This is a genomic window from Enterobacter sp. FUJ80071, from assembly GCF_038739915.1.
GTDB lineage: Bacteria > Pseudomonadota > Gammaproteobacteria > Enterobacterales > Enterobacteriaceae > Enterobacter > Enterobacter kobei.
Genome location: NZ_JBBXKH010000001.1, coordinates 2443469 through 2469270, shown reverse-complemented (window position 1 = coordinate 2469270; position 25802 = coordinate 2443469). Strand labels below are relative to the sequence as shown.

Annotated in this window: 24 protein-coding genes; 15 read left to right on the top strand and 9 right to left on the bottom strand. The window is 58.4% G+C overall.

The window, feature by feature from the left end; genetic code table 11:
• Positions 1 to 97 precede the first annotated feature (97 nt).
• Complete coding sequence (locus AAER43_RS12090) at positions 98 to 847, top strand: SDR family oxidoreductase (protein ID WP_023337325.1); 750 nt, start codon at positions 98 to 100, stop codon at positions 845 to 847.
• On the opposite strand, the gene AAER43_RS12085 is transcribed toward AAER43_RS12090, so the two are convergent.
• The 7 genes from AAER43_RS12085 to AAER43_RS12055 are packed head-to-tail and all read right to left on the bottom strand — an operon-like array spanning position 844 to position 7677.
• Entirely contained in the window at positions 844 to 1773 is a 930-nt protein-coding gene (locus AAER43_RS12085; RefSeq protein WP_050862013.1) for an ABC transporter ATP-binding protein, read from the bottom strand. The two genes, AAER43_RS12090 and AAER43_RS12085, sit on opposite strands and share 4 nt — an antisense overlap.
• Positions 1766 to 2752, bottom strand: a complete 987-nt coding sequence (locus AAER43_RS12080) for an ABC transporter ATP-binding protein (protein ID WP_050862014.1) — start codon at positions 2750 to 2752, stop codon at positions 1766 to 1768. The genes AAER43_RS12085 and AAER43_RS12080 overlap by 8 nt, the downstream gene beginning before the upstream one ends.
• Positions 2749 to 3645, bottom strand: a complete 897-nt coding sequence (gene ddpC, locus AAER43_RS12075; protein WP_050862015.1) for a D,D-dipeptide ABC transporter permease — start codon at positions 3643 to 3645, stop codon at positions 2749 to 2751. Before ddpC ends, AAER43_RS12080 begins: the two co-directional genes overlap by 4 nt.
• On the bottom strand, positions 3642 to 4664 hold the full coding sequence (locus AAER43_RS12070; RefSeq protein ID WP_050862016.1) for an ABC transporter permease: 1023 nt from the start codon (positions 4662 to 4664) through the stop codon (positions 3642 to 3644). The genes ddpC and AAER43_RS12070 overlap by 4 nt, the downstream gene beginning before the upstream one ends.
• Before the next feature lie 22 nt (positions 4665 to 4686).
• Entirely contained in the window at positions 4687 to 6219 is a 1533-nt protein-coding gene (locus AAER43_RS12065; RefSeq protein WP_050862017.1) for an ABC transporter substrate-binding protein, read from the bottom strand.
• 15 nt (positions 6220 to 6234) lie between these two features.
• Complete coding sequence (gene ddpX / locus AAER43_RS12060; RefSeq protein ID WP_050862018.1) at positions 6235 to 6810, bottom strand: D-alanyl-D-alanine dipeptidase; 576 nt, start codon at positions 6808 to 6810, stop codon at positions 6235 to 6237.
• Positions 6811 to 6822: 12 nt separating this feature from the next.
• A complete protein-coding gene (locus AAER43_RS12055) occupies positions 6823 to 7677 on the bottom strand; it encodes a MurR/RpiR family transcriptional regulator (protein WP_014883891.1) in 855 nt (284 codons plus the stop codon).
• 266 nt (positions 7678 to 7943) lie between these two features.
• Here AAER43_RS12055 and AAER43_RS12050 point away from each other — a divergent pair, with 266 nt between their 5' ends.
• The 14 genes from AAER43_RS12050 to dsbG all read left to right on the top strand — a co-directional run bounded on the left by AAER43_RS12050 (position 7944) and on the right by dsbG (position 24059).
• Positions 7944 to 9425 carry an alpha/beta hydrolase gene (locus tag AAER43_RS12050; protein ID WP_057057675.1) on the top strand — a complete coding sequence of 494 codons (1482 nt, stop codon included), beginning with the start codon at positions 7944 to 7946 and terminating at the stop codon, positions 9423 to 9425.
• 90 nt (positions 9426 to 9515) lie between these two features.
• The gene (locus tag AAER43_RS12045; protein ID WP_049010582.1) at positions 9516 to 10727 is read left to right on the top strand and encodes a diguanylate phosphodiesterase; all 1212 of its coding nucleotides are present in this window, start codon (positions 9516 to 9518) and stop codon (positions 10725 to 10727) included.
• A gap of 89 nt (positions 10728 to 10816) precedes the next feature.
• Positions 10817 to 11707 (top strand): aminoimidazole riboside kinase, encoded by an 891-nt coding sequence (locus tag AAER43_RS12040; RefSeq protein ID WP_050862020.1) that lies wholly within the window; start codon positions 10817 to 10819, stop codon positions 11705 to 11707.
• Between the two features lie 173 nt (positions 11708 to 11880).
• Positions 11881 to 13398 (top strand): carbohydrate porin, encoded by a 1518-nt coding sequence (locus AAER43_RS12035; RefSeq protein WP_045134002.1) that lies wholly within the window; start codon positions 11881 to 11883, stop codon positions 13396 to 13398.
• 67 nt (positions 13399 to 13465) lie between these two features.
• Positions 13466 to 14836 carry a sucrose-specific PTS transporter subunit IIBC gene (locus AAER43_RS12030; protein WP_050862021.1) on the top strand — a complete coding sequence of 457 codons (1371 nt, stop codon included), beginning with the start codon at positions 13466 to 13468 and terminating at the stop codon, positions 14834 to 14836.
• The gene (locus tag AAER43_RS12025; RefSeq protein WP_050862022.1) at positions 14836 to 16242 is read left to right on the top strand and encodes a sucrose-6-phosphate hydrolase; all 1407 of its coding nucleotides are present in this window, start codon (positions 14836 to 14838) and stop codon (positions 16240 to 16242) included. The genes AAER43_RS12030 and AAER43_RS12025 overlap by 1 nt, the downstream gene beginning before the upstream one ends.
• 28 nt (positions 16243 to 16270) lie before the next feature.
• The gene (locus AAER43_RS12020; protein WP_050862023.1) at positions 16271 to 17287 is read left to right on the top strand and encodes a LacI family DNA-binding transcriptional regulator; all 1017 of its coding nucleotides are present in this window, start codon (positions 16271 to 16273) and stop codon (positions 17285 to 17287) included.
• A gap of 89 nt (positions 17288 to 17376) precedes the next feature.
• A complete protein-coding gene (locus tag AAER43_RS12015; protein WP_050862024.1) occupies positions 17377 to 18927 on the top strand; it encodes a methyl-accepting chemotaxis protein in 1551 nt (516 codons plus the stop codon).
• Between the two features lie 198 nt (positions 18928 to 19125).
• On the top strand, positions 19126 to 19545 hold the full coding sequence (locus AAER43_RS12010) for a hypothetical protein (protein WP_045134003.1): 420 nt from the start codon (positions 19126 to 19128) through the stop codon (positions 19543 to 19545).
• Between the two features lie 5 nt (positions 19546 to 19550).
• On the top strand, positions 19551 to 20111 hold the full coding sequence (locus AAER43_RS12005; protein ID WP_080335820.1) for an RNA polymerase sigma factor: 561 nt from the start codon (positions 19551 to 19553) through the stop codon (positions 20109 to 20111).
• A gap of 87 nt (positions 20112 to 20198) precedes the next feature.
• Entirely contained in the window at positions 20199 to 20567 is a 369-nt protein-coding gene (locus AAER43_RS12000; protein WP_014883880.1) for a hypothetical protein, read from the top strand.
• 48 nt (positions 20568 to 20615) lie between these two features.
• Positions 20616 to 22640, top strand: a complete 2025-nt coding sequence (locus tag AAER43_RS11995; RefSeq protein WP_050862025.1) for a protein-disulfide reductase DsbD domain-containing protein — start codon at positions 20616 to 20618, stop codon at positions 22638 to 22640.
• Between the two features lie 7 nt (positions 22641 to 22647).
• The gene (locus tag AAER43_RS11990) at positions 22648 to 23259 is read left to right on the top strand and encodes a DsbA family protein (protein ID WP_050862026.1); all 612 of its coding nucleotides are present in this window, start codon (positions 22648 to 22650) and stop codon (positions 23257 to 23259) included.
• A 41-nt stretch (positions 23260 to 23300) separates the two neighbouring features.
• Complete coding sequence (gene dsbG, locus AAER43_RS11985) at positions 23301 to 24059, top strand: thiol:disulfide interchange protein DsbG (protein WP_014883877.1); 759 nt, start codon at positions 23301 to 23303, stop codon at positions 24057 to 24059.
• Positions 24060 to 24101: 42 nt separating this feature from the next.
• On the opposite strand, the gene AAER43_RS11980 is transcribed toward dsbG, so the two are convergent.
• Both AAER43_RS11980 and AAER43_RS11975 read right to left on the bottom strand, forming a co-directional pair.
• Positions 24102 to 25394 (bottom strand): glycoside hydrolase family 10 protein, encoded by a 1293-nt coding sequence (locus tag AAER43_RS11980; protein WP_023330449.1) that lies wholly within the window; start codon positions 25392 to 25394, stop codon positions 24102 to 24104.
• Positions 25395 to 25401: 7 nt separating this feature from the next.
• Complete coding sequence (locus tag AAER43_RS11975) at positions 25402 to 25689, bottom strand: VF530 family protein (protein WP_014883875.1); 288 nt, start codon at positions 25687 to 25689, stop codon at positions 25402 to 25404.
• Positions 25690 to 25802 lie beyond the last annotated feature (113 nt).

Genomic DNA, 25802 nt, shown 5'->3' with positions numbered 1-25802 from the left:
TTTCATTTTTGCCCATTTTTCATTAATGCTGCAAGGGCTAAAGTTTGTTCAACGCGAGCGAAAGCGCGCAAATCAAACCCAACAAAAGGTAAATGACATGAATACGACTCTTTCAGGAAAAATTGCACTGGTAACCGGCGGCAGCACCGGTATTGGTCTTGCCACGGCGCAGGAGCTGGCGGCTCAGGGGGCGAAGGTGTACATCACCGGACGTCGTCAGGCCGAGCTGGACGCGGCGGTGGCTGAAATTGCTTCAACGGCAGTGGGCATTCGTGCGGATGTCTCTAAACTTGGCGATCTGGATGAGGTTTATGCCCGGATTGCAAAAGAGGAAGGCCGTCTGGATATCCTGTTCGCCAATGCGGGGGGCGGCGATATGCTGCCGCTGGGCGCGATCACCGAAGAGCAGTTTGACCGTATTTTCGGTACTAATGTTCGCGGCGTGCTCTTTACGGTGCAGAAGGCGCTGCCGCTGTTATCCGCCGGATCGTCGATTATTCTGACCGGCTCGACGGTCTCCATTAAGGGGACGGCAAACTTTAGCGTCTACAGCGCCAGTAAGGCCGCCGTTCGCAACTTTGCCCGCTCCTGGGCGCTGGATTTGCAGGGCCGCGGGATCCGCGTCAACGTGGTGAGTCCGGGCCCAATCAAAACCCCGGGTCTCGGTGATTTGGTGCCGGAAGAACACCGTCAGGGGCTGTACGATGCGCTGGCCGCGCAGGTCCCGCTCGGACGTTTAGGCGCGCCGGGTGAAGTAGGGAAAGCGGTGGCGTTTCTGGCCTCCGATGCGGCCAGCTTTATTAACGCCACAGAGCTGTTTGTGGACGGCGGGATGGCGCAAATCTAACCCAGGCTGCGCCAGCAGCGAACGTGACGGCCCTCGTGAGAGGGCTGTAAAGCCTGGGGATCTTCACACCCCTGCGTGGCCAGCGGGCAACGGTCGCGGAAAAAGCAGCCTTTGGGCAGGTGACGGTTTCCGGGAAGCTCAGTTTTGCGTAACGCCAGCGTTTCATCCAGCGGTTCACCGGTGCGGGGAACCGAATCGAGCAACAGACGGGTATAAGGATGGTGCGGTTCCCCCAGCACCTGGGCGGCGCTGCCCAGCTCCACAATCTGCCCGAGGTACATTACCGCCACGCGGTCACTCATGTGTCGGACCACCGAGACGTTATGCGAAATTAACACATAAGTCAGATTACGCTGCTGTTGCAGGGTCACCAGCAGATTGAGGATTTGCGCCTGCACGGAGATATCCAGCGCGCTGGTCGGTTCGTCGAGCACGATGATGTCCGGATCGGACGAGAGAGCCCGGGCGATGGCGATGCGCTGGCGCTGGCCGCCGGAAAAGGCGTGCGGTAGCCGGTCGAGATATTCCGGACGAATGCCAACCTGCAACGCCAGGTTTTCCGCCATCTGTCGGCGTTCCCGTTCGGGGCTGCGTTTTTGCACCCACACCGGCTCGGTGATGATGCGCCAGACCGGCAAGCGCGGATCGAGCGACGAGAGCGGGTCCTGAAACACCATCTGCATGCCGCCCGCGTGGTTTACCCGCTGGTATGCCCCGGTGCTGGGCTTAAGCATGCCCATCAGTAGCTGGGCCAGCGTGCTTTTACCGCAGCCGGATTCCCCGACAATGCCCAGCGTTTCTCCCCGGCGGATCTGCAGATCGAGTCCGTTGAGCGCATGCACCTGCTCGGTGACGCGGCCCAGCCAGTTTTTACGTGCCGCAAAGTTTACGTGCACGCTATCCAGTTCCAGCAGCACATCAGACATAGGGTTTCTCCTGTTGCGGATACCAGCAGGCGGCCTGTTGGCCTTCTGCGCCATGGGGATGTAAGCGCGGGGTTTCGCTGCATTTCGCCCCGGCGGCAAAGCAGCGATCGCGGAATGCGCATCCCTGCGGAAGCTGGCTGAGGTTGGGGACGGTGCCGGGGATGGCCGGAAGCAGATCGCGCGGCTGACCGTTCTCCGGCGCACACTTCAGCAGGCCAATGGAGTAGGGATGAACAGGGGCATGGATCAGCGTTTGCGTGGCGCCGCTCTCTATCACGCTACCGGCATACATCACATACATTCTGTCGCAGAGCTGGGATACCACGGCCATATCATGGCTGATAAACAGTACAGAGGTGCCGCTGGCCCGCGCCTTATGCTTCAGCAAGCGCAGCACCTGCAGCTGGACGGTAACGTCCAGTGCGGTGGTCGGTTCGTCGGCAATGATCAGCTCCGGCTCGCAGGAGAAGGCAAGGGCGATCATCACCCGCTGGCGCATGCCGCCGGAGAGTTCGAAAGGATAACGCGCCATCACCTGGTGCGCGTCCGGGATTTGCATCTCTTCCAGCAGGGTAATCGCCTTTTGTTGCGCCTCCCGCCGGGAAAGTGGCCGATGCTGACGGATCACCTCCACCATCTGTTTGCCAATCTGTCGCGTCGGATTGAGGGCGGTCATCGGCTCCTGAAAAATCATCGCCACTCTGGCGCCGCGCCACTGGCGGAGCTGTTTCTCAGATGCCGCGAGGACATTTTCACCCAGTAGCATCACCTGGCCCTGATGGATCCGGTAGCTGCCTTCCGGCAGCAGCCGCATGGCGAGCATTGCGGTCACGGATTTCCCCGATCCCGATTCGCCCACCACGCCGACGATCTCACCCCTTTTGATCTCCAGCGAGACGTTATTCAGCGCGTGGACCTCACCGCGAAAAATCGGGAAGCTCAGGTGCAGGTCTTCAATGCGTAATACCGATTCGGTCATGACTGTTTCCCTCCTGACTTTGGATCCAGCAGGTCGCGGATACCGTCACCGAACAGGTTAAAACCCACGGCGGTAATCAAAATGGCCGCACCGGGAAAGGCGCAATACCACCACTGGTCGAGAACGTAGTTACGGCCAACGGCCACCATCGCCCCCCATTCGGCGGTCGGCTGCTGTGCACCCAGGCCAATAAACCCCAGCGTCGCGGCCATCAGAATAGCGCTACCAATGTCCAGCGAAGCCTGCACAATCAGCGGCGGCAGGGCATTGCGCAGAATATGCCAGCGGATCAAATGCCAGCGCGATGCGCCAAACGTGCGGGCGGCCTGCACGTAGGTAAACTGGCGGACCACCAGCGTCTGGCCGCGCGCCAGACGGACGTAAAACGGAATGCGGACAATGGCGATCGCCAGCATGGCGTTAAACAGGCTCGGGCCGAGCGCGGCAGCCAGCGCCATGGTCAGCACCAGAGAGGGTATAGAGAGCATGATGTCCATCACCCGCATGATGATGGCGTCACCGCGCCCACCCAGTACGCCGGACAAACAGCCCAGCAGCGAGCCAATGCCGCCTGCGATCACCACCACCGCCAGCCCGGCGGCGATCGACTGCTGGCTGCCTGCCAGGACGCGGCTGAACAGATCGTGTCCCACTTCATCGGTACCAAACCAGTGTTGTGCGGACGGTGCCTGAAGACGGGCGGTCAGATCCAGCGCGTTCGGGTCATGCGGCACAATCCACGGTGAGGTCACCATCACCAGGAGCATCGCAATCATAATCACGCCGCCCACCATCGTGAGTGGGCTTTGACGCAGTATCCAGAACAGTTTTGCCCAGTTGATACGTTGTCTGGCAGTTTTAACCGGGACGGGCGTTTCCTGCGTTAACATCATTCGGCACCTCCGCGCCCAATTCGCGGGTCAATCCACAGATAAAGCAGATCGACCACCAGATTCACCAATACGTAGGCCAGAGAGACGACGACAGCGAAGCCCATCACCGCAGGGAAATCGAGCGCCTGAATGGACGTCACCACCCAGGCTCCCATCCCCGGCCAGGCAAAGACGGTTTCGGTCAGTACTGCACCGTACAGCAAATCGCCCAGCGCCAGCCCGAGCACGGTAATCGACGGGATCATCGCATTGGGCAGAGCGTAACGCAGGACGATATACCAGCCAGGCAGGCCGCTGGCGCGCGCCGTACGGATGTAGTCCTCGCTTAGCTGCTCCAGCATCGCGGAACGTACCTGACGCGCCACGATGCCCAGGTGAACAAACGCCAGCGTCAGCGAGGGTAAAATCAGATGCTGCAATGCATTGAAAAAGACCTCGACGTTGCCCTCCAGCAGGGCATCCAGCAGGTAAAACCCGGTGACGTGCGTCGGCGGATCGAGCCAGTCGTCCAGTCTGCCGCCGCCCGGCAGGATCTGCAGGTGCCCGTAGAAAAGCACAATAACGCCCAGACCGAGCCAGAAGGCTGGTGTGGAAATGCCGGTCATCGCCATTAATCGCACCAGATGATCCAGCCAGCGGTTGCGATAGACCGCCGACAAAATCCCCAACGGCACGCCGATGACCAGCGCCAGTAGCAGGGAGCAAAAGGCCAGCTCCAGCGTGGCAGGGAAAAAGGCCTTCAGGTCTTGTGCAACCGGACGTCCGGTACGAATGGACGTGCCGAGATCGCCATGGGCGAGAGCATCGACGTAGCGACCAAACTGGATATACAGCGGCTGATCCAGCCCCAGTTGCTGGCGGATGTTTTGCACGATGTCGTCGCTGGCACGGTCTCCGGCCAGCAGACGGGCCGGATCGCCGGGGATCATGTGTGAAATAATAAAGGTAATGATACAGACACCGGCCACCACCAGGAGTAATCCCCAGCAGCGCTGGCGCACAATGCTCCAGAACGTCATACACTTTCCCCCGGCGAATTCGTTATTTACTCATGGTGGCGATGTTGAACACCTGCTCAAGCATCGGATTAAAGGTGAAGCCTTTAACCTCTTTGTTCATCGCCAGCTGATAGTTCTTCTGGAACAGATAAACGTAGGCCGCCTCGTCAATCACCACTTTTTGCGCCTGCTGGTAATCTTTGGTGCGTTCTGCCTGATCGGTGGTTTTCAGCGCGGCCTGCAGCAGCGAGTCGACCTCTTTGTTTTCATAGAACGAACGGTTGCCCGGCAGCCCTTTTTTGTCTGATTCGAACCAGTAGTTCATGAACATATAGGGGTCGGCAAAGTCCGGGCTCCAGTTACCGATCGCAATGTCGTAATCGCCTTTACCGACGCGGTCGCGCATGGTGGCGTTCGCCAGTTTCTCCAGCTTGACGTTAATGCCGATCTTGCCGAGGCTGGCCTGGGTTGAGAGGGCGATAGGCTCCCAGTTCGGATCGTTATCCGAGTAAAGGAAGGTCAGGCTGGCGGGCTTGTCTTTGACCTTCTCCAGGGCCGCTTTCGCTTTGGCCTCATCATAGCTGTACTGCATTGCCGTGGCGTCAAAGCCCCACATGCCTTCAGGGATCGGGCCGCGCATCTGCTTGCCGTTGCCGCTCAGAATGCCCTTCACCATGCCCTGGTAGTCCGTCGCCCATGAAATGGCTCGACGTAAATCCACCTGATTGAGCGGCGCTTTGCTGTTATTGAGGTAGAGATAGGTCACGCGCAGGGACGGGTATTCCGCGACGGCGACTTTTCCTTCCAGCTTCAGGGCCGAGAGCTGATCGACCGGCAGGGAGTCGGCAATGTCCAGATCGCCGCGGGAAAGCTGCAATCGGCGGGAGGCGCTCTCTCCGATAATTTTTACCGATACACGCTTAAAGTGCGGTTTTTCACCCTGCCAGTGCGGGTTAGGCACCAGCACCAGCTGCTGGCCTTTCTGCCAGCTTTTGAGCATAAACGGCCCGGAACCGGCGGTGTTTTGCGCCAGGAAACCGCGCGCATCGTCCGCGGCATTTGCCTTCAGCACTGCCGGGTTAATGATGGATGCCCCGTCATTTGCCAGCGTGTAAAGGAAGGGGGCAAAGGGCTGGCTGAGGGTGAATTTCACCGTATGGTCATCTACCGCATCAATTTTCAGATCTTTCGGGAAGGCTTCAGACGGCCCCTGGCCGAGCTTCAGCAGGCGTTCAAAAGAGCGTTTTACCGCTTCGGCGGTGACCGGCGTGCCGTCGGAGAATTTCGCGTTATCCGCCAGGGTAAAGGTCCACTCTTTCTGGTCGTCGGACGCTTTCCAGCCTGTCGAGAGATCGCCTTCCACCTCGGTAGAGCCTGGCTTGTACTTGACCAGACGCTGATAGGACGGATAGGTGACGGTCCAGTCGTTGTTATCAATGGTGATGGCAGGGTCGAGCGTTTGCGGGTCGGCGGCTTTACCAATCACCAGCATGTCTTTCGGGACGGCAGCCAGCGCTAGCGGAGCGTTCATTACCAGCGTGGCGGCGATCAGGGTCATGAGAAGCGATGTTTTCATGGCAGTGCTCCAGGTTTAAAGAGGGGGGTGCGTCAGGGGAAAACAGGCAAAACGGTCATCAAGCAGCGGGTAGCTGGCGGCGTTAGGCAGTTCAAAGTGCCACCATTCGCTGCTGATACCGACAAAACCGCCACCGAACATGATGGCATTCAGCAGCAGACGGTTGCGCTGGGCGTGCGGCGGTACGGAAGGGTGATACGGATGCGAGCGGTCGTGCATTTCGTCAAAACCGGCGCCCATATCCAGCACGGTATTGTGTTCGTCCATCAGCGTGACGTCGATGGCCGTGCCGCGACTATGATTGGAGCCAATCGCCACGTCGACCACATATTCCGGGTTCGGGCAGGCATCCCACAGCTGGGCCTGCGCCTGCTGCGGTCGGTAGGCGTCGAACACCACCAGCTTCAGCCCGGCCAGCGTGGCAATGCTGATGGCTTTTGCCAGCGCGGTGGCGGCGTCGGTATGCAGCAGGCACAGCGCCTCTTGGTAGATCGGGCGACCGGTGATGTTGTCGGCAGTGGCGTATTTCAGATCGATATGCAGCGTGGGAAATGTCTTCGCCACATCGATCAGTTCACTCTCTTCGGGCATAGCTCCGCTCCTTTAGCGTTCGAATTGACCAAACTCTTGTTGTAATTGCCGGTTTACCGCCAGACGTGCCGGGAGCGCATCACCCAACGCTTCCACCACGCCCGACAGCAGCAGGTTGAACAAACAGCTAACGGGGGCAAGTGAATCCCAGAAATGACCGGTATCGGTTTTCACCTGCAGTAAGTCCATCGGATAATCCCGCGCCCACGGGCACCAGATGTCGGTGATTAAGGCCAGCGGAATGCCTTTTTCGCTCGCGACGCGGCAGTACTGGCGGGCCATCGCGGAGTAGGCGCGCGTATCGGTCAGCACGACATAAGGGTGCGAAAACCCCGAGTTGAGGGATTCCACCCAGCTTCCGGATGCCCCCTCCGAATAGCTCACGCGCGGGCGCAGGTACTCAAGGTGGCTGAAGAAGGCGTTGGCAATCCCGCGGGTGGACTGGATCCCCAGCACAAACACCGCATCCGCATGGGCCAGGTTGTGTACGACCTGGCGGAAGACGTCCGTTTGCGCGAGCTGATACACCTGCGTGATGGCATCCACTTCCAGCGAAAGGGCGTGCTGAAGGCGGTTGGGCAGGGGGCGCTGCTGTTGCCAGGAGTCCAGACGTTCGTTCATACCCCAGGGCTGATACGGATCGCGCAGGCTCTTTTTGACATCCTCCAGGTTGCGGTAGCCCAGCTTGCGCAGAAAGCGTCCCACGGTGATCCCGCTCGTCCCGCTCGCCTGACCGACGCTTTCAGCCGTTTCAAACGGTATCTGCGCGGCGTGGGCAAGCAACCAGCTTCCGACCCGTTTTTCGCTGGGCGTGAACTGGCTAAACATCGTTTCGATACGGCTCAACATCTCAGGTTTCGTCGTCATACCGCCTCGCTGTTAACACGCTGTCAAAAGCCGATCTAGTGTTACCTCGTTAACAATGCATGACGCGTGCCATGAACACAGGCGAGGGAATGCCTGCTCTGCTGTAAACTTCATGCAATATTTAGTTAACGGATGATCAACATTTGTGCAGCGTAGTTCACTTTTGGTGCAGTGACAGAATCTGCACGTATGAATTTGGTGAATACGTCAGCCCGTTCACATTTTTGATAAGATAGAAACACAGTAGACATGAAAGGGATCCCGGCATGGCGAATTGGCCCTGGCGAGTCAGCGAGCATCTGATGGTGCTTGTTAAGAAAATAGCGATGGTGGTGGGGATCGTACTGGTCGTCCTGCTGGCAGTGCGGGTCTATCTCTCGCAGCAGGGGCCTGAACTGCATCTCTGGCATACCTGGCGGGCAGATGAGATGTCCGTACGCGAGCTTGATGGCGCCGACTTTGCCGGGTATGTTGCCCGCGAAAATGCCATTTTCGCCGATCTTAATACCGCGGTGACGGCAAAAACAGAGCATGAGGAACAAACGCCGCTAAACCGCTATTACCGCCAGAGCCTGGTCTGGCCGGGTCAGTTTTCACCGGATGCCAACCGCTCTTTTGTACTCATGCCAGCCGGAAAGCCGCGCGGCGCGGTGGTGTTGCTCCATGGACTGACGGATTCACCCTATAGCGTCAGACATCTTGCTCAGTATTATCAGGCCCACGGCTTTGTGGCCGTGGTTCCGCGCCTGCCCGGACACGGCACCGCGCCTGGCGCGCTGACGGACGTTGACTGGGAGATGTGGCTGGCGGCGACGCGCCTTGCCGTTCGTGAAGCGACGCGTCTGGCGGGAGAAAATGTGCCCCTGCATCTGGTGGGCTATTCCAACGGCGGGGCGCTGGCGATGAAATATGCCCTCGATGCACTTGACGCGCCATCGCTGCGTAAGCCGCAGCAGCTGGTGCTGCTGTCGCCGATGATCGGCGTGACGGCATTCGCGCGATTCGCCGGTTTCGCCGGGTTACCGGCGCTGCTCCCGGCGTTTGCCAAAGCGGCGTGGCTGAATATTTCCCCGGAATATAACCCGTATAAATACAACTCGTTCCCGGTGAACGCCGCCCGCCAGTCGTGGCTGTTGACGAAGGCGCTGCAGGAGCAGATTGGCCGGGAGGCGCGGGAAAACAGGCTAGCAACGCTGCCGCCGGTTCTGGCATTCCAGTCGGTGATGGATTCCACCGTCAGCACCCGCGCGGTGGTGAGCGGCTTGTTTGATCAGCTTCCGGCAAATGGCAGCGAGCTGGTGGTATTTGATATCAACCAGGCGGCGAGCTTCCGTCCGCTGTTCAAGCCCTCGTCCTGGACGGCCACCTCAGCGCTGCTGCCTACTGCCGATCGACGTTACACTGTCACGGTTCTTACCAATGCGAATGAACACAGTTTCTCAACGGTAGCGAAAATCACGCCGGCAGGAAGCACTCACGAGACGGTCGTGCCGCTTGGGCAGTCCTGGCCGCAGGATGTCTATTCCCTGTCGCACGTTGCGGTGCCGTTCCCGCAGGATGACGATCTCTATGGCCGGGAGCCTGACGTGAAAAACCGCTATGGCATTAGCCTGGGGACGATAGCGCTCTGGGGGGAAACGTCTGTATTGAGCGTCGGGAAAGAGGCGCTTATGCGGGTCACCTCAAACCCGTTCTACGGCTACATGGAGGAGAGGATCAACAGCCGAATCGGGGATGAGAAAAAGTAACGTTCTTCTGTTGTGTGAATATGTTAGGTCGCAATGATTAAGTATGTTAAATAATACCTTCAAGGCACCTCTCTCATCGGAACCCGTTTTGTGCTGACGACTCTCATTTACCGAAGCCAGTTGAATTTATCCCACCCGTCAACCGAACTCCGGGAGGTGGTGGAGCGCGCCAGACGCCGTAACGCGAAGCTGAATATAACCGGTGTGCTCCTCTCTAAAGGGGATGACGTTCTGCAAATTCTTGAAGGTTCCGAAGAGGGCGTGGTCAGGCTGTTCAATAAAATCCGTGATGACAAGCGGCACAGCGGAGTGGTTGAACTGATGCGGGATTATGGCCCGCGCAGACGATTTGAAAACGTCGGGATGCTGCTGTTCGATCTGCAGACGCAGTCGCCGAAAGAGGTGCTGCAATCGGTGCTGCGTTACAGCAAACTCGACAGTTACCTGGCCTCCGATGACCGCGTATTCAAATTTATTCAGACGTTTATTACAGATAAGCGTCCGAACCCGTCGGGTGGACGTTACGATCCGGCAAAGTGGGCGCTCGAACCCGAAACCTTACCCTTTGGCGAGTCTCTGGGCCTGATTGCCGCGCAAACCTGTCAATTTGCGCTTCAACCGATTGTTGAGCCTTCGGAAGGCAAGATCAGCTCCCTTGAAGCTCTTATCCGCAGCAATGACGGCGGCAGTCCGGAGCTGTTCTTCCGCGCCCTTGACCCGGACACCCTCTATCAGGTCGATCTCCAGACGAAAGCCTATGCCTTTGCGCTGGCGGAAAAGCTGGGGATTGGCAGCCACAAAATTGCGGTCAACCTGTTGCCGATGTCGCTGGTGAATGTCCCTGGCGCAGTGGAATTTCTGGTCGGTGAGATTAAAAAACACGGGCTTCAGCCAGAGCAGGTGGTGCTGGAAATCACTGAAAACGAGATGATATCCGGACTGAATCAGTTCAACAGCGCCATTAAACAACTTCGCGGTGAGGGGGTTGGCATGGCGATTGATGATTTTGGTTCCGGCTATGCCGGTCTCTCTCTGCTGACGCGCTTCCAGCCGGATAAAATTAAGATTGACCGGGAGATTATCAGCGATATTCACCTGAGCGGTCCGAAACAGGCGATTGTACGCTCGATTATTAGCTGCTGCTCCGATCTCGAAATCACCCTGGTGGCGGAAGGTATCGAGAAAATAGAGGAGTGGTGCTGGCTCGAATCTGCCGGGATCCGCCGCTTCCAGGGCTTCCTGTTTGCCCGCCCGCTGCTTAACGGCGTCGGTGATATTCACTGGCCGCACCTGGTGCGTTAAGGCAATTTTCCACTCGCGTTATTTCCCCGTCGTCCTGCCTGTGCTTAAATAGCTAAAACGGTTTAACATAGTTTAGCTTCGAGGTTCACATGGAAAAAATCTGGGTACTGGGTGATGCGGTGGTGGATCTGCTGCCTGATGGAGAAGGGAGATTACTGCAATGTCCGGGTGGCGCCCCGGCAAACGTTGCGGTCGGTATTGCCCGCCTGGGGGGGCGTAGCGCGTTTATCGGCAGAGTTGGAGACGATCCTTTCGGGCGCTTTATGGCTCACACACTGGCTGACGAGCGGGTCGATGTGCAGTGGATGCGCCTTGACCCGGCACACCGCACCTCAACGGTGGTGGTCGATCTCGACGAACAGGGCGAACGTTCGTTTACCTTTATGGTGCGCCCGAGCGCCGATCTGTTTCTGGAACCTGCCGATCTGCCTACCTTCAGTCAGGGTGAATGGCTGCACGTCTGCTCCATCGCGCTAAGCGCTGAACCCAGCCGCAGTGCGGCCTTTCAGGCGATGGATGCCATCAGGAAGGCGGGCGGTTACGTCAGTTTTGACCCCAATATACGCCCGGATCTCTGGCCGGATGAAACCGCACTTCGTCGCAGCCTTGAAGAGGCGCTGCAACGTGCTGATGTGGTGAAACTCTCCGTCGAGGAACTGGCATTTTTAACCGGCGAGGAGCAGGTGCACGCCGGTCTGGCTGCACTCATGAGCCGCTGTCCGGCGCGGCGGGTGCTCGTCACGCAGGGTAAAGAGGGCGTTATTGCCTGGCATGAAGGCACCATGAACCTCTATCCGGCAACCCCGGTTAAGTGTGTCGATACCACCGGCGCGGGGGATGCCTTCGTCGCAGGACTGCTCTACGGGCTGGCCGCCGGTCTTGAACTGGTTCCCGCCATCACCTTAGCCCAGCGCTGCGGCGCGCTAGCCACCACCGCGAAAGGGGCGATGACCGCCTTGCCCTGGCAGCACGAGCTGTAATTTCTCCCTTTACAGGCCGTCGGTCGACGGCCTGAATTGTCGCCCCGATCACACTTACTAAAACGGTTTAGCAAAAAAGATTGCCGATCCAAAATTCACCAGTTTAGTATCAGCAACCTAAACCGGTTTAGCAATTTAGCACGTTTAATGACTTCTTTGAGGGATGCGACAAAATGTATAAAAAACGCAGACTTGCCGTGATGATAGGCATGCTGGCCGGAAGTACCTCTGTTTTTGCCCAAACGGATATGACAAGTATCGAAGCGCGGCTTGCCGCAATGGAACAACGCCTTCAGGACGCAGAGACGCGCGCGCAGAGGGCGGAGAAACGCGCCACGGAAGCAGAACAAAAAACGCAGCAGCTCGTTGCCGCGCAGCAGCAGACGCAGTCGACAACCCAGGCGGTGGCGCAGCGCACCACTGCGCTGGAGAAGAAAGCGGATCAAAGCAGCGGGTTTGAGTTCCACGGCTACGCTCGTTCCGGCCTGCTGATGAATGACGCGGCCTCCAGCAGCAAAAGCGGTCCGTATCTGACCCCAGCCGGCGAAACCGGTGGTGCAGTAGGGCGTCTGGGTAATGAAGCCGACACCTACGTTGAGCTGAACCTGGAGCACAAACAGACCCTGGATAACGGGGCGACGACGCGCTTTAAAGCGATGCTGGCCGACGGCCAGAGAACCTATAACGACTGGTCAGCTGATACCAGCGATCTCAATATTCGTCAGGCCTTTGCGGAGCTGGGCAATCTCCCTGATTTCACCGGCGCGCTGAAGGGCAGTACATTCTGGGCAGGTAAACGCTTCGACCGCGATAACTTTGATATTCACTGGCTGGATTCCGACGTGGTGTTCCTGGCCGGTACCGGTGGTGGCGTCTACGACGTGAAATGGAACGATTCGCTGCGCAGTAACTTCTCCCTCTATGGCCGCAACTTCGGCAGCGTGGAGCAGACCGACAATAACGTTCAGAACTATATCCTCAGCATGAACCACTTCGCCGGACCGCTCCAGCTGATGGTGAGCGGCCTGCGGGCTAAAGATAATGACGATCGTAAAGACGCGAACGGCGATCTCATCAAAACGGATGCCGCTAACACGGGCGTTCATGCCCTGGTGGGCTTGCACAACGAGAGCTTCTACGGCCTGCGGGAAGGCACGGCCAAAACCGCGCTGCTGTATGGTCACGGGCTGGGGGCGGAAGTGAAAAGCATCGGCTCCGATGGCGCACTGCTGTCTGAGGCAGATACCTGGCGCTTTGCAAGTTACGGTGTCACGCCTATTGGCGGTGGCTGGAGCATTGCGCCTGCCGTCCTGGCGCAGAGCAGTAAAGATCGCTACGTCAAAGGCGACAGCTATGAGTGGGTCACGCTCAACACCCGCCTGATTAAAGAGGTGACCCAGAATTTCGCGCTGGCGTTTGAGGGAAGCTATCAGTACATGGACTTAAACCCGGAAGGTTATAAAGACCGAAACGCCGTCAACGGCAGTTTCTACAAGCTGACCTTTGCTCCGACGTTAAAAGCGAGCAAAATCGGCGATTTCTTCAGCCGCCCGGAGCTTCGCCTGTTCGCCACCTGGATGGACTGGAGCAGCAAACTGGATAATTACGCCAGCGATGATGCCTTTGGCAGCAGCGGTTTCAACGCCGGCGGGGAATGGAACTTTGGGGTCCAGATGGAAACCTGGTTTTAACCCATCACGCTCCCGCCTGGCGGGGGCGTTTCGCACATCATAAAAAAGAAGTCAGGCAGAGGTATCTATGGATTTTAATCAAATCGCCCGCGAGCTTATTCCGCTGCTGGGTGGCAAGGAAAATATCGCCAGCGCGGCGCACTGCGCAACGCGTCTTCGTCTGGTGCTGGTTGATGACGCGCTGGCCGATCAGCAGGCGATCGGCAAGGTCGATGGCGTAAAAGGCTGTTTCCGTAACGCCGGGCAGATGCAGGTGATTTTTGGTACGGGCGTGGTGAATAAAGTCTACGCCGCGTTTATTCAGGCTGCGGGGATTAGCGAGTCCAGCAAGTCTGAGGCGGCGGACCTGGCGGCGCGCAAGCTGAACCCGTTCCAGCGCATTGCGCGTCTGCTCTCCAATATCTTTGTACCGATCATTCCCGCGATTGTGGCGTCCGGCCTGCTGATGGGCCTGCTCGGCATGGTGAAAACCTACGGCTGGGTCAATGCGGACAACGCTATCTATATCATGCTGGACATGTGCAGTTCGGCGGCGTTTATCATTCTGCCGATCCTGATCGGCTTTACCGCCGCGCGGGAGTTTGGCGGTAACCCGTACCTGGGCGCGACGCTGGGCGGCATCCTGACCCACCCGGCGCTGACTAACGCCTGGGGCGTGGCGTCCGGTTTCCACACCATGAACTTCTTCGGCCTGGAGATCGCGATGATTGGCTACCAGGGCACGGTATTTCCGGTGCTGCTGGCCGTCTTGTTTATGAGCATCGTGGAGAAAAACCTGCGCCGCGTGATTCCGGATGCGCTGGACCTGATCCTGACGCCGTTCCTCACCGTTGTGATCTCTGGCTTTATCGCCTTGCTGATTATTGGTCCGGCGGGACGCGCCTTAGGGGATGGTATCTCCTTTATCCTGAGCACGCTTATCGCCCACGCGGGCTGGCTGGCCGGGCTGCTGTTTGGCGGACTGTATTCGGTGATTGTGATCACCGGTATTCACCACAGCTTCCACGCGATTGAAGCGGGGCTGCTGGGCAACCCGTCGATTGGCGTGAACTTCCTGCTGCCGATCTGGGCCATGGCGAACGTGGCGCAGGGCGGAGCCTGTCTGGCGGTGTGGTTCAAAACCAACGATGCCAAAATCAAAGCCATTACGTTACCGTCGGCGTTCTCTGCGATGCTGGGCATCACCGAGGCGGCTATTTTTGGTATCAACCTGCGTTTCGTTAAGCCGTTTATTGCCGCGTTGATTGGTGGCGCGGTGGGGGGCGCCTGGGTGGTCTCTGTGCATGTCTACATGACTGCCGTCGGGTTGACCGCCATTCCGGGTATGGCCATCGTGCAGGCCAGCTCGCTGCTCAACTATATTATCGGCATGGTGATTGCCTTCGGCGTGGCGTTTACCGTCTCGCTGCTGCTGAAATATAAAACGGACTCTGAATAATGACGTTACCTTCCCGCTGGCCTGCGATTCTGCAGGCCGTTATGAAAGGGCAGCCGCGCGCGCAGGCTGACAGCCATTATCCGCAATGGCACGCCGCGCCGGTGACGGGGCTGATGAACGATCCCAACGGGTTTATCTGGTTTGCCGGTCGCTACCATCTGTTCTATCAGTGGAATCCGCTGGACTGTGAGCATCGTTTTAAATGCTGGGGGCACTGGAGTTCTGCGGACCTGGTCCACTGGCAGCATGAGCCGCTGGCGCTGATGCCCGACGAAGAGTATGACCGCAACGGCTGCTACTCCGGTAGCGCCGTGGATAACCAGGGCGTGCTGACGCTGTGCTATACCGGCAACGTGAAGTTCGATGACGGCAGCCGTACCGCCTGGCAGTGCCTGGCCGAGGAACAGCCGGACGGCACCTTTAAAAAGCAGGGGCCGGTGCTGGCGCTGCCGGCGGGCTACACCGGTCACGTGCGTGACCCGAAAGTGTGGCAACACGACGGGCTGTGGTACATGGTGCTGGGCGCGCAGGATCTGCAAAAGCGCGGCAAAGTGCTGCTGTTTAAATCCGCTGATTTACATGCCTGGGCTTCCTGCGGTGAAATCGCTGGTCACGGGGTCAACGGCCTGAAGGACGCAGGTTATATGTGGGAGTGCCCGGACCTGTTCGCGATCGACGGTACGCACGTGTTGATTTGCTGTCCGCAGGGGCTGGCGCGCGAGCCGTATCGCTATCTCAACACCTATCCGGCCGCCTGGATGAGTGGGGCGTTTAGCTATGAACGCGGCACGTTTGCGCACGGCGAGCTGCAGGAGCTTGACGCGGGCTTTGAGTTTTACGCCCCGCAAACGACGCTGGCGGAAGATGGACGACGCATTCTGATTGGCTGGATGGGCGTACCGGACGGGGAAGAGATGCTTCAGCCGACGCGGTCGCACGGCTGGATGCACCAGATGACCTGCCCGCGCGAATTGCAGTATCGCGACGGCAAGCTCTGGCAGACTCCGGTGCGTGAGCTGGCGGCGCTGCGTGAAGAGGAGCAGCACTGGCAGGGACGTGCCAGCGATGCGCCCGTTCTGGATGCCGCGCGACTGGAGTTTGAGTTAAGCGCCTCGCAGGTGAACGTCGATTTTGCGGGCGCGCTGCGCCTCACGGTTGATGAGCAGGGCGTGCGGCTGGAACGCGCGAGCCTGAAAACCGGTGAGACGTTGACCCGCTACTGGCAGGGGGACGTCCACCATTTACGCGTCCTGTGCGACCGCTCAAGCGTTGAAATTTTCATCAATCATGGCGAAGGGGTGATGAGCAGCCGCTATTTTCCTGACCATCCGGCCTGGGTGCGCTTCGAAGGTGCGTCCGATATCACATTACGCTACTGGTCGCTGCGCGCCTGCATGATAGAATGAGGGTTTTGGCAGCCGGATCTAAGTCGTTGTGAGAAAAACAAAACGCGTCACCATTAAAGACATCGCGGAGCTGGCGGGTGTGTCAAAAGCCACCGCCAGCCTGGTCCTGAACGGGCGCAGCAAAGAGCTTCGCGTGGCGGAAGAGACGCGTGAACGCGTGCTGGCGATTGCGAAAGAGCACCATTATCAGCCCAGCATTCACGCCCGGTCACTGCGCGATAACCGTAGCCACACCATTGGTCTGGTGGTGCCGGAGATCACCAACTACGGCTTTGCCGTCTTTTCTCACGAGCTGGAAACGCTGTGCCGCGAGGCGGGCGTCCAGCTGCTGATCTCCTGTAGCGATGAAAATCCGGGGCAGGAGACGGTGGTCGTCAACAACATGGTGGCGCGTCAGGTCGACGGACTGATTGTCGCCTCCAGCATGCTTAATGATGCGGACTACCTGAAACTCAGCGAGCAGCTGCCCGTGGTGCTTTTTGACCGCCATATGAACGACAGCACGTTGCCGCTGGTGATCACCGATTCCATCACCCCAACGACGGAACTGGTGGCGGATATTGCCCGCCAGCATCCGGATGAATTCTATTTTCTGGGCGGACAGCCGCGCCTTTCTCCGACTCGCGACCGTCTGGAAGGGTTTAAGCAAGGTCTGCGAGCGGCCGGTGTGGAACTGCGCCCCGAGTGGATCATTCACGGCAACTACCACCCGAGCTCCGGCTACGAAATGTTCGCCGAACTCTGCGCCCGTCTGGGACGCCCACCGAAAGCCCTGTTCACCGCCGCCTGCGGGCTGCTGGAAGGGGTACTGCGCTATATGGGTCAACATAACCTGGTGCAAAGTGATATCAGATTAGCCAGCTTTGACGATCACTATCTCTACGATTCGCTGACGATCCCGGTGGATACCATTCGCCAGGACAATCGCCAGCTGGCGTGGCATTGCTTTGATCTGATTGGCAAATTGATCGAAGGGGAGACGCCGCAGCCGTTGCAGCGCAAGCTCAATGCCACCCTGCAGCGGCGCTATAAGTCAGCGGTATAGCCTCGTTCGATACATCAATAACTTTAATTAATTTAAGTTTTGGATGCGCCGATAACCATAAGGAATAATTCTCCTTGAGGTATTGGTTTATGTCGTTGAAAAAGTCATCCCTGATTGTCCTGTTCTCACTGCTTTTGTTCTTTGTGGTCAGCACCGTCACCAGCGTTGGCCTCATCATTAAAAGTAATAATTCCCTGGATAACGTCAACAAAGAGATCCAGGTTGTGCTGTCGATTATTGACCCCATCAACCATAGCCGTACGCTGCGCGTTCGCGTGATGGAGTATGTGAAGATGGTGGAAGCGGGCAACTCGGCAGACGGGGCGGCGAAGCTTGCCGCCGTGAAAGAGGCGATGACCAAAGCGGACCACGCCTTTGCGGCCTTTATGGCTTCGCCGCGACTCACGGATGAAGCGCCGCTGGTGAGTGCCTATCAGGATGCCTGGCAAAACTACCGTAACCAGGGGCTGGCGCCGCTGATCGATGCCGCTGAGGCACACGATGTTGCTAAATTTAACGCGCTGATCCCGGAAGTTTCCCGCCTCGACCGCCAGTACGAAATCGTTCTCGACCAGGTCCTTTCCGTCCACCAGAAATACGCCAAAAGCCTGAACGAAGACGCGAGCAGTAATTTCGTCTCCGGCCTGGTGATGATTGCCGTTATCGCCTGCCTGTTTGTGCTGGTGATTGTTGCCGTCAGCCTCTTCATGAAGCGCTTCGTCTTTGCGCCGGTCAACCTGGCGCGCGAGCACTGCAGCCAGATCGCCGCGGGCAAGCTCGACATTCCGGTGCCGGTGAAGGGGAGTTCGCATAATGAAATCGACCACCTGATGGGCTCGATGGAGCAGATGCGTCAGGCACTGCTGGCCACTATTGCTCAGGTGCGCGATGCGAGCCACACCGTGACGCACGCGGCGCAGGAGATTGCCTCCGGCAATATCGACCTCGCATCACGTACCGAGCAGCAGGCTTCCGCGTTGACCCAGACGGCGGCAAGCATGGAAGAGCTGAGCGCGACGGTGGCGAACAATACCGATAACGTGTATCAGGCCGGAAAACTGGTGCAGGACGCAGTGCACAATGCCCATACCGGCGAAGCGGTGACCCGCGAGGTGATCGACACGATGAATACCATCGCGGCGAATTCGAAGCGCATCGAAGACATTACCAGCGTGATTAACAGCATTGCCTTCCAGACCAACATTCTGGCGCTGAACGCAGCGGTGGAAGCGGCGCGCGCCGGTACGCAGGGCCGCGGTTTTGCGGTAGTGGCCAGTGAAGTGCGCACCCTCGCGCAGAAAAGCGCGGTGGCGGCCAAAGACATTGAAAGCCTGATTGCGCAGTCGGTTTCCAGCGTGAAAAACGGTGCGGAGCTGGTCAACCGCTCGGGCGAGGTGATTGACTCGATTATTTCATCGGTGAACAAAGTGAATACGCTGATGGAGCAGATCTCCGTGGCTTCGGAAGAGCAGAGCCGTGGGATCAGCCAGGTCGGGCAGGCGGTGACCGAAATGGACGGCGTGACCCAGCAGAATGCCGCGCTGGTGCAGCAGTCCGCTGCGGCGGCTGCCTCGCTGGAAGAGCAGGCGCAGCAGCTTTCACGGAGTATTTCGAGTTTTAGGTTGCCGGTGCAGGCGTAATTCTTTGAATCTGCCGGGTGGCGCTGACGCTTACCCGGCCTACGAAATCTGTAGGCCCGTGCAAGCGTTAGCGCCGCCGGGCACTCGTTGCGATTGCGCATCCGTAAAAATTATTTCATTCCCCCCAGAAATATTTCCCTCCCTCATCCGTCTACCTCATCACAAGCCATAATCAGTTACGATAAACGAGGTAACACCATGAGAGATTTTGAACTGCACGGCAGAGGTCACGGACGCGGATTTGGTCGCCACCGTATGGGCAAGGGTTTGGTTATCGGCGCGGTGATTTTCATCTTGCTCGGCCTGCTGGTGATGTCCCTGTGGAACGCCTTGCTCCCGGCAATCCTTGGCGTGAAAGCCATTGGTTTCTGGCAGGCGCTGGGCATTCTGGTGCTGAGCCGCATTCTGTTTGGCGGACTGGGCTTCCGTCCCGGCATGTTTGGCGCACACCGCCGGATGCACGAGCGCTGGATGAACATGACGCCCGAACAGCGCGAGGCGTTTATTCAGCAGCGCCGCGAAGGGTTTGGTCGTCACGGGCGCGGCCACTGCGGCTGGCACGGTCATCGTGACGATAAGCGCGATGACGCTACGCCAAAAGCGCCGGACGCAGAGTGAGCGAGATGAAAGCCGGAGAGGCGGGCGGATCCCTGTTGATGTCGGCGCTCAACGCCTGCCGCGCCCGGCTGAAAGCCTTCATTCGCGGGCGGACGTCCGTTCGCGATGATGCCGACGACATTTTGCAGGAAGTGACCTATCAGCTGATGAAGGTGGAGCAGCCGGTCGAAAACGTCGCCGCCTGGCTGTTCCGCGCGGCGCGTAACGAGATGACCGACCGGGCGCGTAAGAAACGCGAGGTGTCGCTCTCCGGCTATTTTACGGATGAAGAGGAGGAGGGCTTCCCGGAGGACGAGCTGGCCGAAACCCTGTTCGGTGTCCCGCAGACGCCGGAAGAGGAGTATCTCAAAACGCTGCTGTGGGAAGAGCTGGGGCAGGCCCTGTCTGAACTGCCGCCGCCGCAGCGCGAGGTGTTTGAAAAGACCGAGCTTCACGGCTACAGCATTAAAATGCTGGCAGAGGAGACGGGGGCCAGCGAACAGGCGCTGTTATCCCGCAAGCACAAGGCGGTGCTGTTTCTGCGCACGCGGTTGCGGGATATCTATGATGCCCTGACGGGCGAATAGCGGCCTCAGACAAAACCTTACACTTCCGGTACTTGTAGATTCATCACTATCGTTTATGATCGGGGCGTCTTGTCACTCTGGAATGTTATGCGCAACCGTCAGCTCCTCGGAAAATGGCTTTTGATCGTCACCTGTCTCGCGATGGCGCTTTGCCTCGTGCAGCGTGCGGTCATGCTCAACCATTTTTTACAGGGACTGGAGCCGCAGATCGCCCTGAGTGCAGACGCCCCGTCGCAAAGCAACGCCGGGGAGTCTGGGCCTTCACCCTGTCAGCTAGGCGCGCACTCCCTGCTTTGCGCGCAGCCGCTGTTCTTCGACGGCGCGCTACCGGCCATTATTATCTTCTTCGCGCTGCTGCAGCTGTTTACGCAAGGGCGGGCATTTGCGCCCGTGGAACAGCCCGTTCAGGCACCGCCTCCCCGAATACACCTTAAAAACTGCGTTTTCCGTGAATGAAAATCATCGTCATCACACGATAATTTTTCACTGTTCACGGAGTAAAACATGGTTAACCTCTTCAGGGGATTCGTCTTCCTGTGGCTGTCCTGCATTGGCATTGTCCATGCGGCGGACACCGGCTGGCTGGTCTCCCCACAAAACGATCACGCCCGCATCCGCTTTCAGGCGGAAAGGGAACAAACGCACATTACAGGCCTACTCACCGTTGAGCTAAAGCCCGGCTGGAAAACCTACTGGCGGTCGCCGGGCGAGGGTGGCGTCGCGCCAAAAATCGCCTGGCCGCAGGGCGTTACGGATAGCTGGTCCTGGCCGGTACCGTCGCGATTCGATATCTCCGGTATGACCACGCAGGGCTATCACGATAAGGTCACGATCCCCATCGTGCTCGACGGCGTGAAGGGCGACACGCTCGACGGCACGCTCACGCTCTCCACGTGCAGTAACGTTTGTCTGCTGACGGACTACCCGCTGCACCTCGATTTTACGCAGCCGGTGGATGACGGTTTCCATCACGCCTTTGACCGCGCGATGCAGGCCGTGCCGGGCACGTCTGGCGTTTCCGCCGATCTGTCCGCCTGGCTCTCTGACGGCAACCTGGTGGTGACGGGAACGACCGACGGGAAATGGGATAATCCGGGGATCTACTTTGACCCGCTGGAGGGGGATATTCTGCCCGGCGAGCCGGCCATTAAGCACGATGGCAATACGCTTCGGGTCACGGTGCCCGTCACCGACGAATGGGGCGATAAGCCCACGTCGCTGGAAGGAAAGAGGCTGTCATTTGTGCTGACCAATGGCAGTGACGCACAGCAAACCACGATGACCGTTGGCGCTACGCCCGCCGAGCCTTCCGCCCCAGCCGGGACGGGCAAAATGGTGCTCTTTGCCCTGCTGGGCGGGCTGATCCTCAACCTGATGCCGTGCGTGCTGCCGGTGATGGGAATGAAGCTTAACAGTATTCTGCAGGCGGGTTCGGACAGACGCGTCATCAGGCTGCGCTTCCTGGCAACCAGCGCCGGGATCCTCACCTCCTTTATGCTGCTGGCCGCCATGGTCACCGGGCTGAAGCTGGCCGGGGCGTCCCTGGGCTGGGGCATTCAGTTCCAGAACCCGTGGTTTATCGGGCTGATGGTTACCGTGACCTTCCTCTTTGCGCTGAACCTGTTTGGAACGTTTGAGATGCTGCTGCCTTCTGCCGCTACCGGGCGACTGGCTACGGCAGGCGGGGCGGGGCTTGGCGGCAGTTTCTGCGAAGGGATGTTTGCTACGCTGCTGGCCACGCCGTGCTCCGCACCGTTCCTCGGTACCGCAGTTGCCTTTGCCCTTGGCGCGCCGCTGCACGCCCTGTGGCTCATCTTCCTGATGCTCGGCGTGGGCATGAGCCTGCCGTGGCTGTTTGTCGCCCTGGTGCCCAAAACGGCCATGCTGCTGCCGAAGCCTGGCCGCTGGATGAACACGCTTAAAGCGATCCTGGGCCTGATGATGCTGGCCTCCAGCCTCTGGCTGGCGACGCTGCTGAGCCTGCATCTGGGGGCAATGGTGAGTCAGATCGTGTTGCTGGTGCTGATTGTTGTCGCGCTGGTGCTGTTCGCGTTGAAGGGGCAAACCTCCTCGCCGTTGTTCTGGATCGTGGTCATCGCGCTGTCGGCGTTTGGCGGGTATCAGCTGCGCGGAGTGTTTACCTCGCCGCCGGACGCTCCGGCGCAACATATCGCTGAGACCATCCCGTGGCAGCCACTGAGTGAAGACGCCATCCAGCAGGCGCTTTCTCAGGGGAAACGGGTATTTGTGGATATTTCGGCGGACTGGTGTGTGACCTGCAAAGTTAACGAGCATCGGGTCCTGAATCAGCCAGACATCATTGCCGCGCTGAGTCAGCCGGACGTAGTGGCGCTGCGCGGCGACTGGAGCCAGCCGTCCGCCTTTATCGCGGATTTTCTGGCGAAGCGAAACCGCTACGCCATTCCGTTTAATGCGGTGTATGGCCCAGGTCTGCCCGAGGGCGAAATCCTCTCGCCGCTGCTGGATAAACGCACCCTGGTCACCACCCTGAACAATGCAAAAGGCTAAACGAATTATGAAAAAATTCCTTATCACGCTGATGCTCCTGCTGGCCTCGGCTCAGGTGATGGCCGCTCAGCCGCTGACGCCAGATCAGGAGCAACGTGCGCAGAAGATGATCGCGGATTTTCTGTTTAACGATCCGAATTCCCCGCGTATCGGCGCGAAAAATCCAAAGCTCACCCTGGTGGTGTTTACCGACTACAACTGCCCGTACTGCAAGAAATTCGACCCCTATCTGGAGAAGATCGTAGAAAAACATCCCGATGTCGCCGTGGTGTTTAAGTTTTTACCTTACCGCTCGGAAAGCTCACTGACCGCCGCGCGCGATGCGCTCACGCTCTGGCGTCAGGATCCCGGGCAGTTTATGAAACTGAACCATACCCTGATGGCCAAAAAGGGATACCACGATGACGCCAGCATTCAGGAAGCGCAAAAACGGGCAGGGGTCAGCGTTACCACGCAGGATGAGGAGAGCCTGATGACGATCAAGCGCAGCCTGCTTGTCGCGGAAAAAATGGGCATTCAGGGTACGCCCGCCACGCTGATTGGTGAGGGATTGCTGCCCGGCTGGGTGCCTTTTGAACAGTTCGATGAAATCGTCAGCGACGCGCTGAAAAACCGCTAACCTGAAGGGGGCGTGATGCCCCCGATAAACCGGAGAGGGATATGAAAAAATTACTGTTACTTTCGGCACTGGCGACCTCAGGGCTGGTCCAAGCGGCTGACGCCATACCGGATGTGGTTAAGCACTTCAGCGAGCAGCAGAACATTACAATCATCAAGAAGCTGGATGCTCCCGGCGGCGCGCCGGCCTGGCTGGGGCAATATCAGGACATGGGGGTGACGCTCTTTTTAACCCCGGACGGCAAGCACGTGATTTCGGGCTATCTGTACGATGACAAAGGGAAAAACCTCAGCGAGGGGTATTTCCAGAAAGAGATCTATGCCCCGATGGGACGCGAAATGTGGAAGACGCTCAACGCGGCGCATCCCCTGAAGGAAGGGGCGGATAACGCACCGCGCAAAGTCTTCGTCTTCGCCGATCCGTTCTGTCCGTACTGCAAGCAGTTCTGGTCAGAGGCGCAGCCGTGGGTCAAGGCGGGCAAGGTCCAGCTGAATACGCTGCTGGTGGCGTTTCTTAACCCTAACAGCGGACGTAACGCTGCCGCGATCCTGAATGCGAAAGATCCGGTCTCGGCCTGGCGCGAGTACGAGCTCTCCGGTGGCAAAAAGTTACCGAAGCCTGAGGGGGAAGGGTCTCGCGAAACGGTAGCGATCCTTCAGAAACACCAGGCGCTGATGGACAGTCTGGGGGCCAACGCCACCCCGGCCATATATTATATGAACGCGGAAAATGAGCTGCAGCAGGTTGTCGGGATGCCGGACGCGCAGCAGCTTGAAGCGATGTTCGGGCCGAAGCCGTAAAGAACGCAGGCAGAAACACGACGTTTCTGCCTGGTCGTCCGGTTAGCTACCCCAGCGTCCTTTGAGATAGTTGACCGCCTGCTGCGTCTGCGGCTTGTTCAGGTAATCTTCCCGGAACAGGATGGTGCCGTTGACGTTGGGCAGTGAATCATTGAGATCGAGCTGTTTTTTCAGTTCCGGCACGCCGCCCTGAACCGTCCAGTCCGGCTCATTTTTCGACGGTTCGCCCACTTTGTAGAACGCGATGCCGATGTACAGACGCGTGTGGGTGGGCTTCACGACGTCGGCCCACCATTTGGTCAGCACGTCATAGCGCGCGGCATCCCGGGAGAAGGGCCAGTAAATCTGCGGGGCGATGTAGTCCAGCAGGCCCTGCTGCACCCACTGACGCGTATCGGCGTAGGATTCATCGTAGGCGGCGGCACCCCGGGTGTCGGAGCCTGCCGGGTCAAAGGAGCGGTTACGCCACACGCCAGCCGGGCTGACGCCAAACTCAACATCGGGTTTGGTTTGTTTTATCGCGCGGGAAACCTGAACGATCAGCTGATGCGTGTTGTGTCTTCGCCAGTCGGCCTTAGAGGCAAATCCCTGTCCGTACTGCCGGTAAGTCTGAGAATCATTCAGCGCGGATCCCGGTGATTCAGCATAAAAGTAATCATCAAACTGCACGCCGTCTATCGGGTAGTTCGCCACGACTTCCGTGACGACACGGGTTATCCAGTCGCGCACTTCCGGAATGCCGGGATCGAGTACGAAGCGATCGCCCGAGACGCGTACCCACTCCGGGTGCTGGACATAGACGCTCGACGGGGTCTGATACGCCGTCCGGTTCAGGGCAGCGATGGTTGACGGCTTCGTGTTGGTCGACACGCGGTACGGGTTGAACCAGGCATGGACTTTCATACCGCGCTTGTGCGCTTCATCCAGCATAAACTGAAGCGGATCGTATCCCGGATATTCGCCGATGTTGCCCGTCAGCATATCTGACCACGGTAATATTTTTGATGACCAGAGTGCCGTGCTGTCCGGCTTTACCTGGAAAAATACCGTGTTAATCCCAAGGTGTTTAAGGTTATCGAGCTTGGCGATAAGCGCCTGCTTTTGCATTGCGATGCGCTGGTCAGCGCTGGTGCCATTCACCGAGGCCACCGGCGGCCAGTCGAGGCGAGAGACGGTCGCCAGCCAGATCCCGCGCATCGGCTCGTTTGCCTGTTGGGTCGGTTTGCTGACGGTGGGGAGCGGGGTAACTAATGATTTTGGTGGTTTTGAGGAGCAGCTTACAAGTAAAAGTGCGCAGCCAGCCAGCGCACCGATCCGTTTTACGTGTCGCGTCATTTGCGTATTAGCTCTTGATAATCCGACTGTTAGCCCAGGGATTAAAGGCGGGCGCCTCCTGTTCTTTATGTCCCTCGTCGTGGAGGGAATCCAGATACAGGGCTTCGACCTCCGCGCGTGCCCACGGGGTACGGCGCAGAAATTTCAGGCTCGATTTAACGCTGGGATCTTTTCTGAAACAGTTAATTTTGATGCGGTCACCCAACTCGCTCCAGCCATATTTCGCCACCAGGGCGTTGACCATCATCTCCAGCGTGACGCCATGCAAAGGATCGTTAGAAATGTGTGCAGTCATAGGTGTCCGGATGTCTCAATGTTTGTGTGGGCAGGGTTACCGGTGAAAGGGTACAAGAAAGCAGGGGAAGCGGCAATTTAAGCGTGAAATTCTTCACCCCCGAGGGGTGAAGA

What these genes read in the sequence shown, in the direction of transcription:
- AAER43_RS12000 (WP_014883880.1), top strand. Translation starts at nt 20,199, where the DNA reads ATGCGCAACCGTCAGCTCCTCGGAAAATGGCTTTTGATCGTCACCTGT.
- AAER43_RS11995 (WP_050862025.1), top strand. Translation starts at nt 20,616, where the DNA reads ATGGTTAACCTCTTCAGGGGATTCGTCTTCCTGTGGCTGTCCTGCATT.
- AAER43_RS12040 (WP_050862020.1), top strand. Translation starts at nt 10,817, where the DNA reads ATGGAAAAAATCTGGGTACTGGGTGATGCGGTGGTGGATCTGCTGCCT.
- AAER43_RS12065 (WP_050862017.1), bottom strand. Translation starts at nt 6,219, where the DNA reads ATGAAAACATCGCTTCTCATGACCCTGATCGCCGCCACGCTGGTAATG.
- AAER43_RS12010 (WP_045134003.1), top strand. Translation starts at nt 19,126, where the DNA reads ATGAGAGATTTTGAACTGCACGGCAGAGGTCACGGACGCGGATTTGGT.
- AAER43_RS12025 (WP_050862022.1), top strand. Translation starts at nt 14,836, where the DNA reads ATGACGTTACCTTCCCGCTGGCCTGCGATTCTGCAGGCCGTTATGAAA.
- AAER43_RS12080 (WP_050862014.1), bottom strand. Translation starts at nt 2,752, where the DNA reads ATGACCGAATCGGTATTACGCATTGAAGACCTGCACCTGAGCTTCCCG.
- AAER43_RS11990 (WP_050862026.1), top strand. Translation starts at nt 22,648, where the DNA reads ATGAAAAAATTCCTTATCACGCTGATGCTCCTGCTGGCCTCGGCTCAG.
- ddpC (WP_050862015.1), bottom strand. Translation starts at nt 3,645, where the DNA reads ATGATGTTAACGCAGGAAACGCCCGTCCCGGTTAAAACTGCCAGACAA.
- AAER43_RS12035 (WP_045134002.1), top strand. Translation starts at nt 11,881, where the DNA reads ATGTATAAAAAACGCAGACTTGCCGTGATGATAGGCATGCTGGCCGGA.
- AAER43_RS12030 (WP_050862021.1), top strand. Translation starts at nt 13,466, where the DNA reads ATGGATTTTAATCAAATCGCCCGCGAGCTTATTCCGCTGCTGGGTGGC.
- AAER43_RS11980 (WP_023330449.1), bottom strand. Translation starts at nt 25,394, where the DNA reads ATGACGCGACACGTAAAACGGATCGGTGCGCTGGCTGGCTGCGCACTT.
- AAER43_RS12015 (WP_050862024.1), top strand. Translation starts at nt 17,377, where the DNA reads ATGTCGTTGAAAAAGTCATCCCTGATTGTCCTGTTCTCACTGCTTTTG.
- AAER43_RS12050 (WP_057057675.1), top strand. Translation starts at nt 7,944, where the DNA reads ATGGCGAATTGGCCCTGGCGAGTCAGCGAGCATCTGATGGTGCTTGTT.
- AAER43_RS11975 (WP_014883875.1), bottom strand. Translation starts at nt 25,689, where the DNA reads ATGACTGCACACATTTCTAACGATCCTTTGCATGGCGTCACGCTGGAG.
- ddpX (WP_050862018.1), bottom strand. Translation starts at nt 6,810, where the DNA reads ATGCCCGAAGAGAGTGAACTGATCGATGTGGCGAAGACATTTCCCACG.
- AAER43_RS12090 (WP_023337325.1), top strand. Translation starts at nt 98, where the DNA reads ATGAATACGACTCTTTCAGGAAAAATTGCACTGGTAACCGGCGGCAGC.
- AAER43_RS12070 (WP_050862016.1), bottom strand. Translation starts at nt 4,664, where the DNA reads ATGACGTTCTGGAGCATTGTGCGCCAGCGCTGCTGGGGATTACTCCTG.
- AAER43_RS12055 (WP_014883891.1), bottom strand. Translation starts at nt 7,677, where the DNA reads ATGACGACGAAACCTGAGATGTTGAGCCGTATCGAAACGATGTTTAGC.
- AAER43_RS12005 (WP_080335820.1), top strand. Translation starts at nt 19,551, where the DNA reads ATGAAAGCCGGAGAGGCGGGCGGATCCCTGTTGATGTCGGCGCTCAAC.
- AAER43_RS12085 (WP_050862013.1), bottom strand. Translation starts at nt 1,773, where the DNA reads ATGTCTGATGTGCTGCTGGAACTGGATAGCGTGCACGTAAACTTTGCG.
- dsbG (WP_014883877.1), top strand. Translation starts at nt 23,301, where the DNA reads ATGAAAAAATTACTGTTACTTTCGGCACTGGCGACCTCAGGGCTGGTC.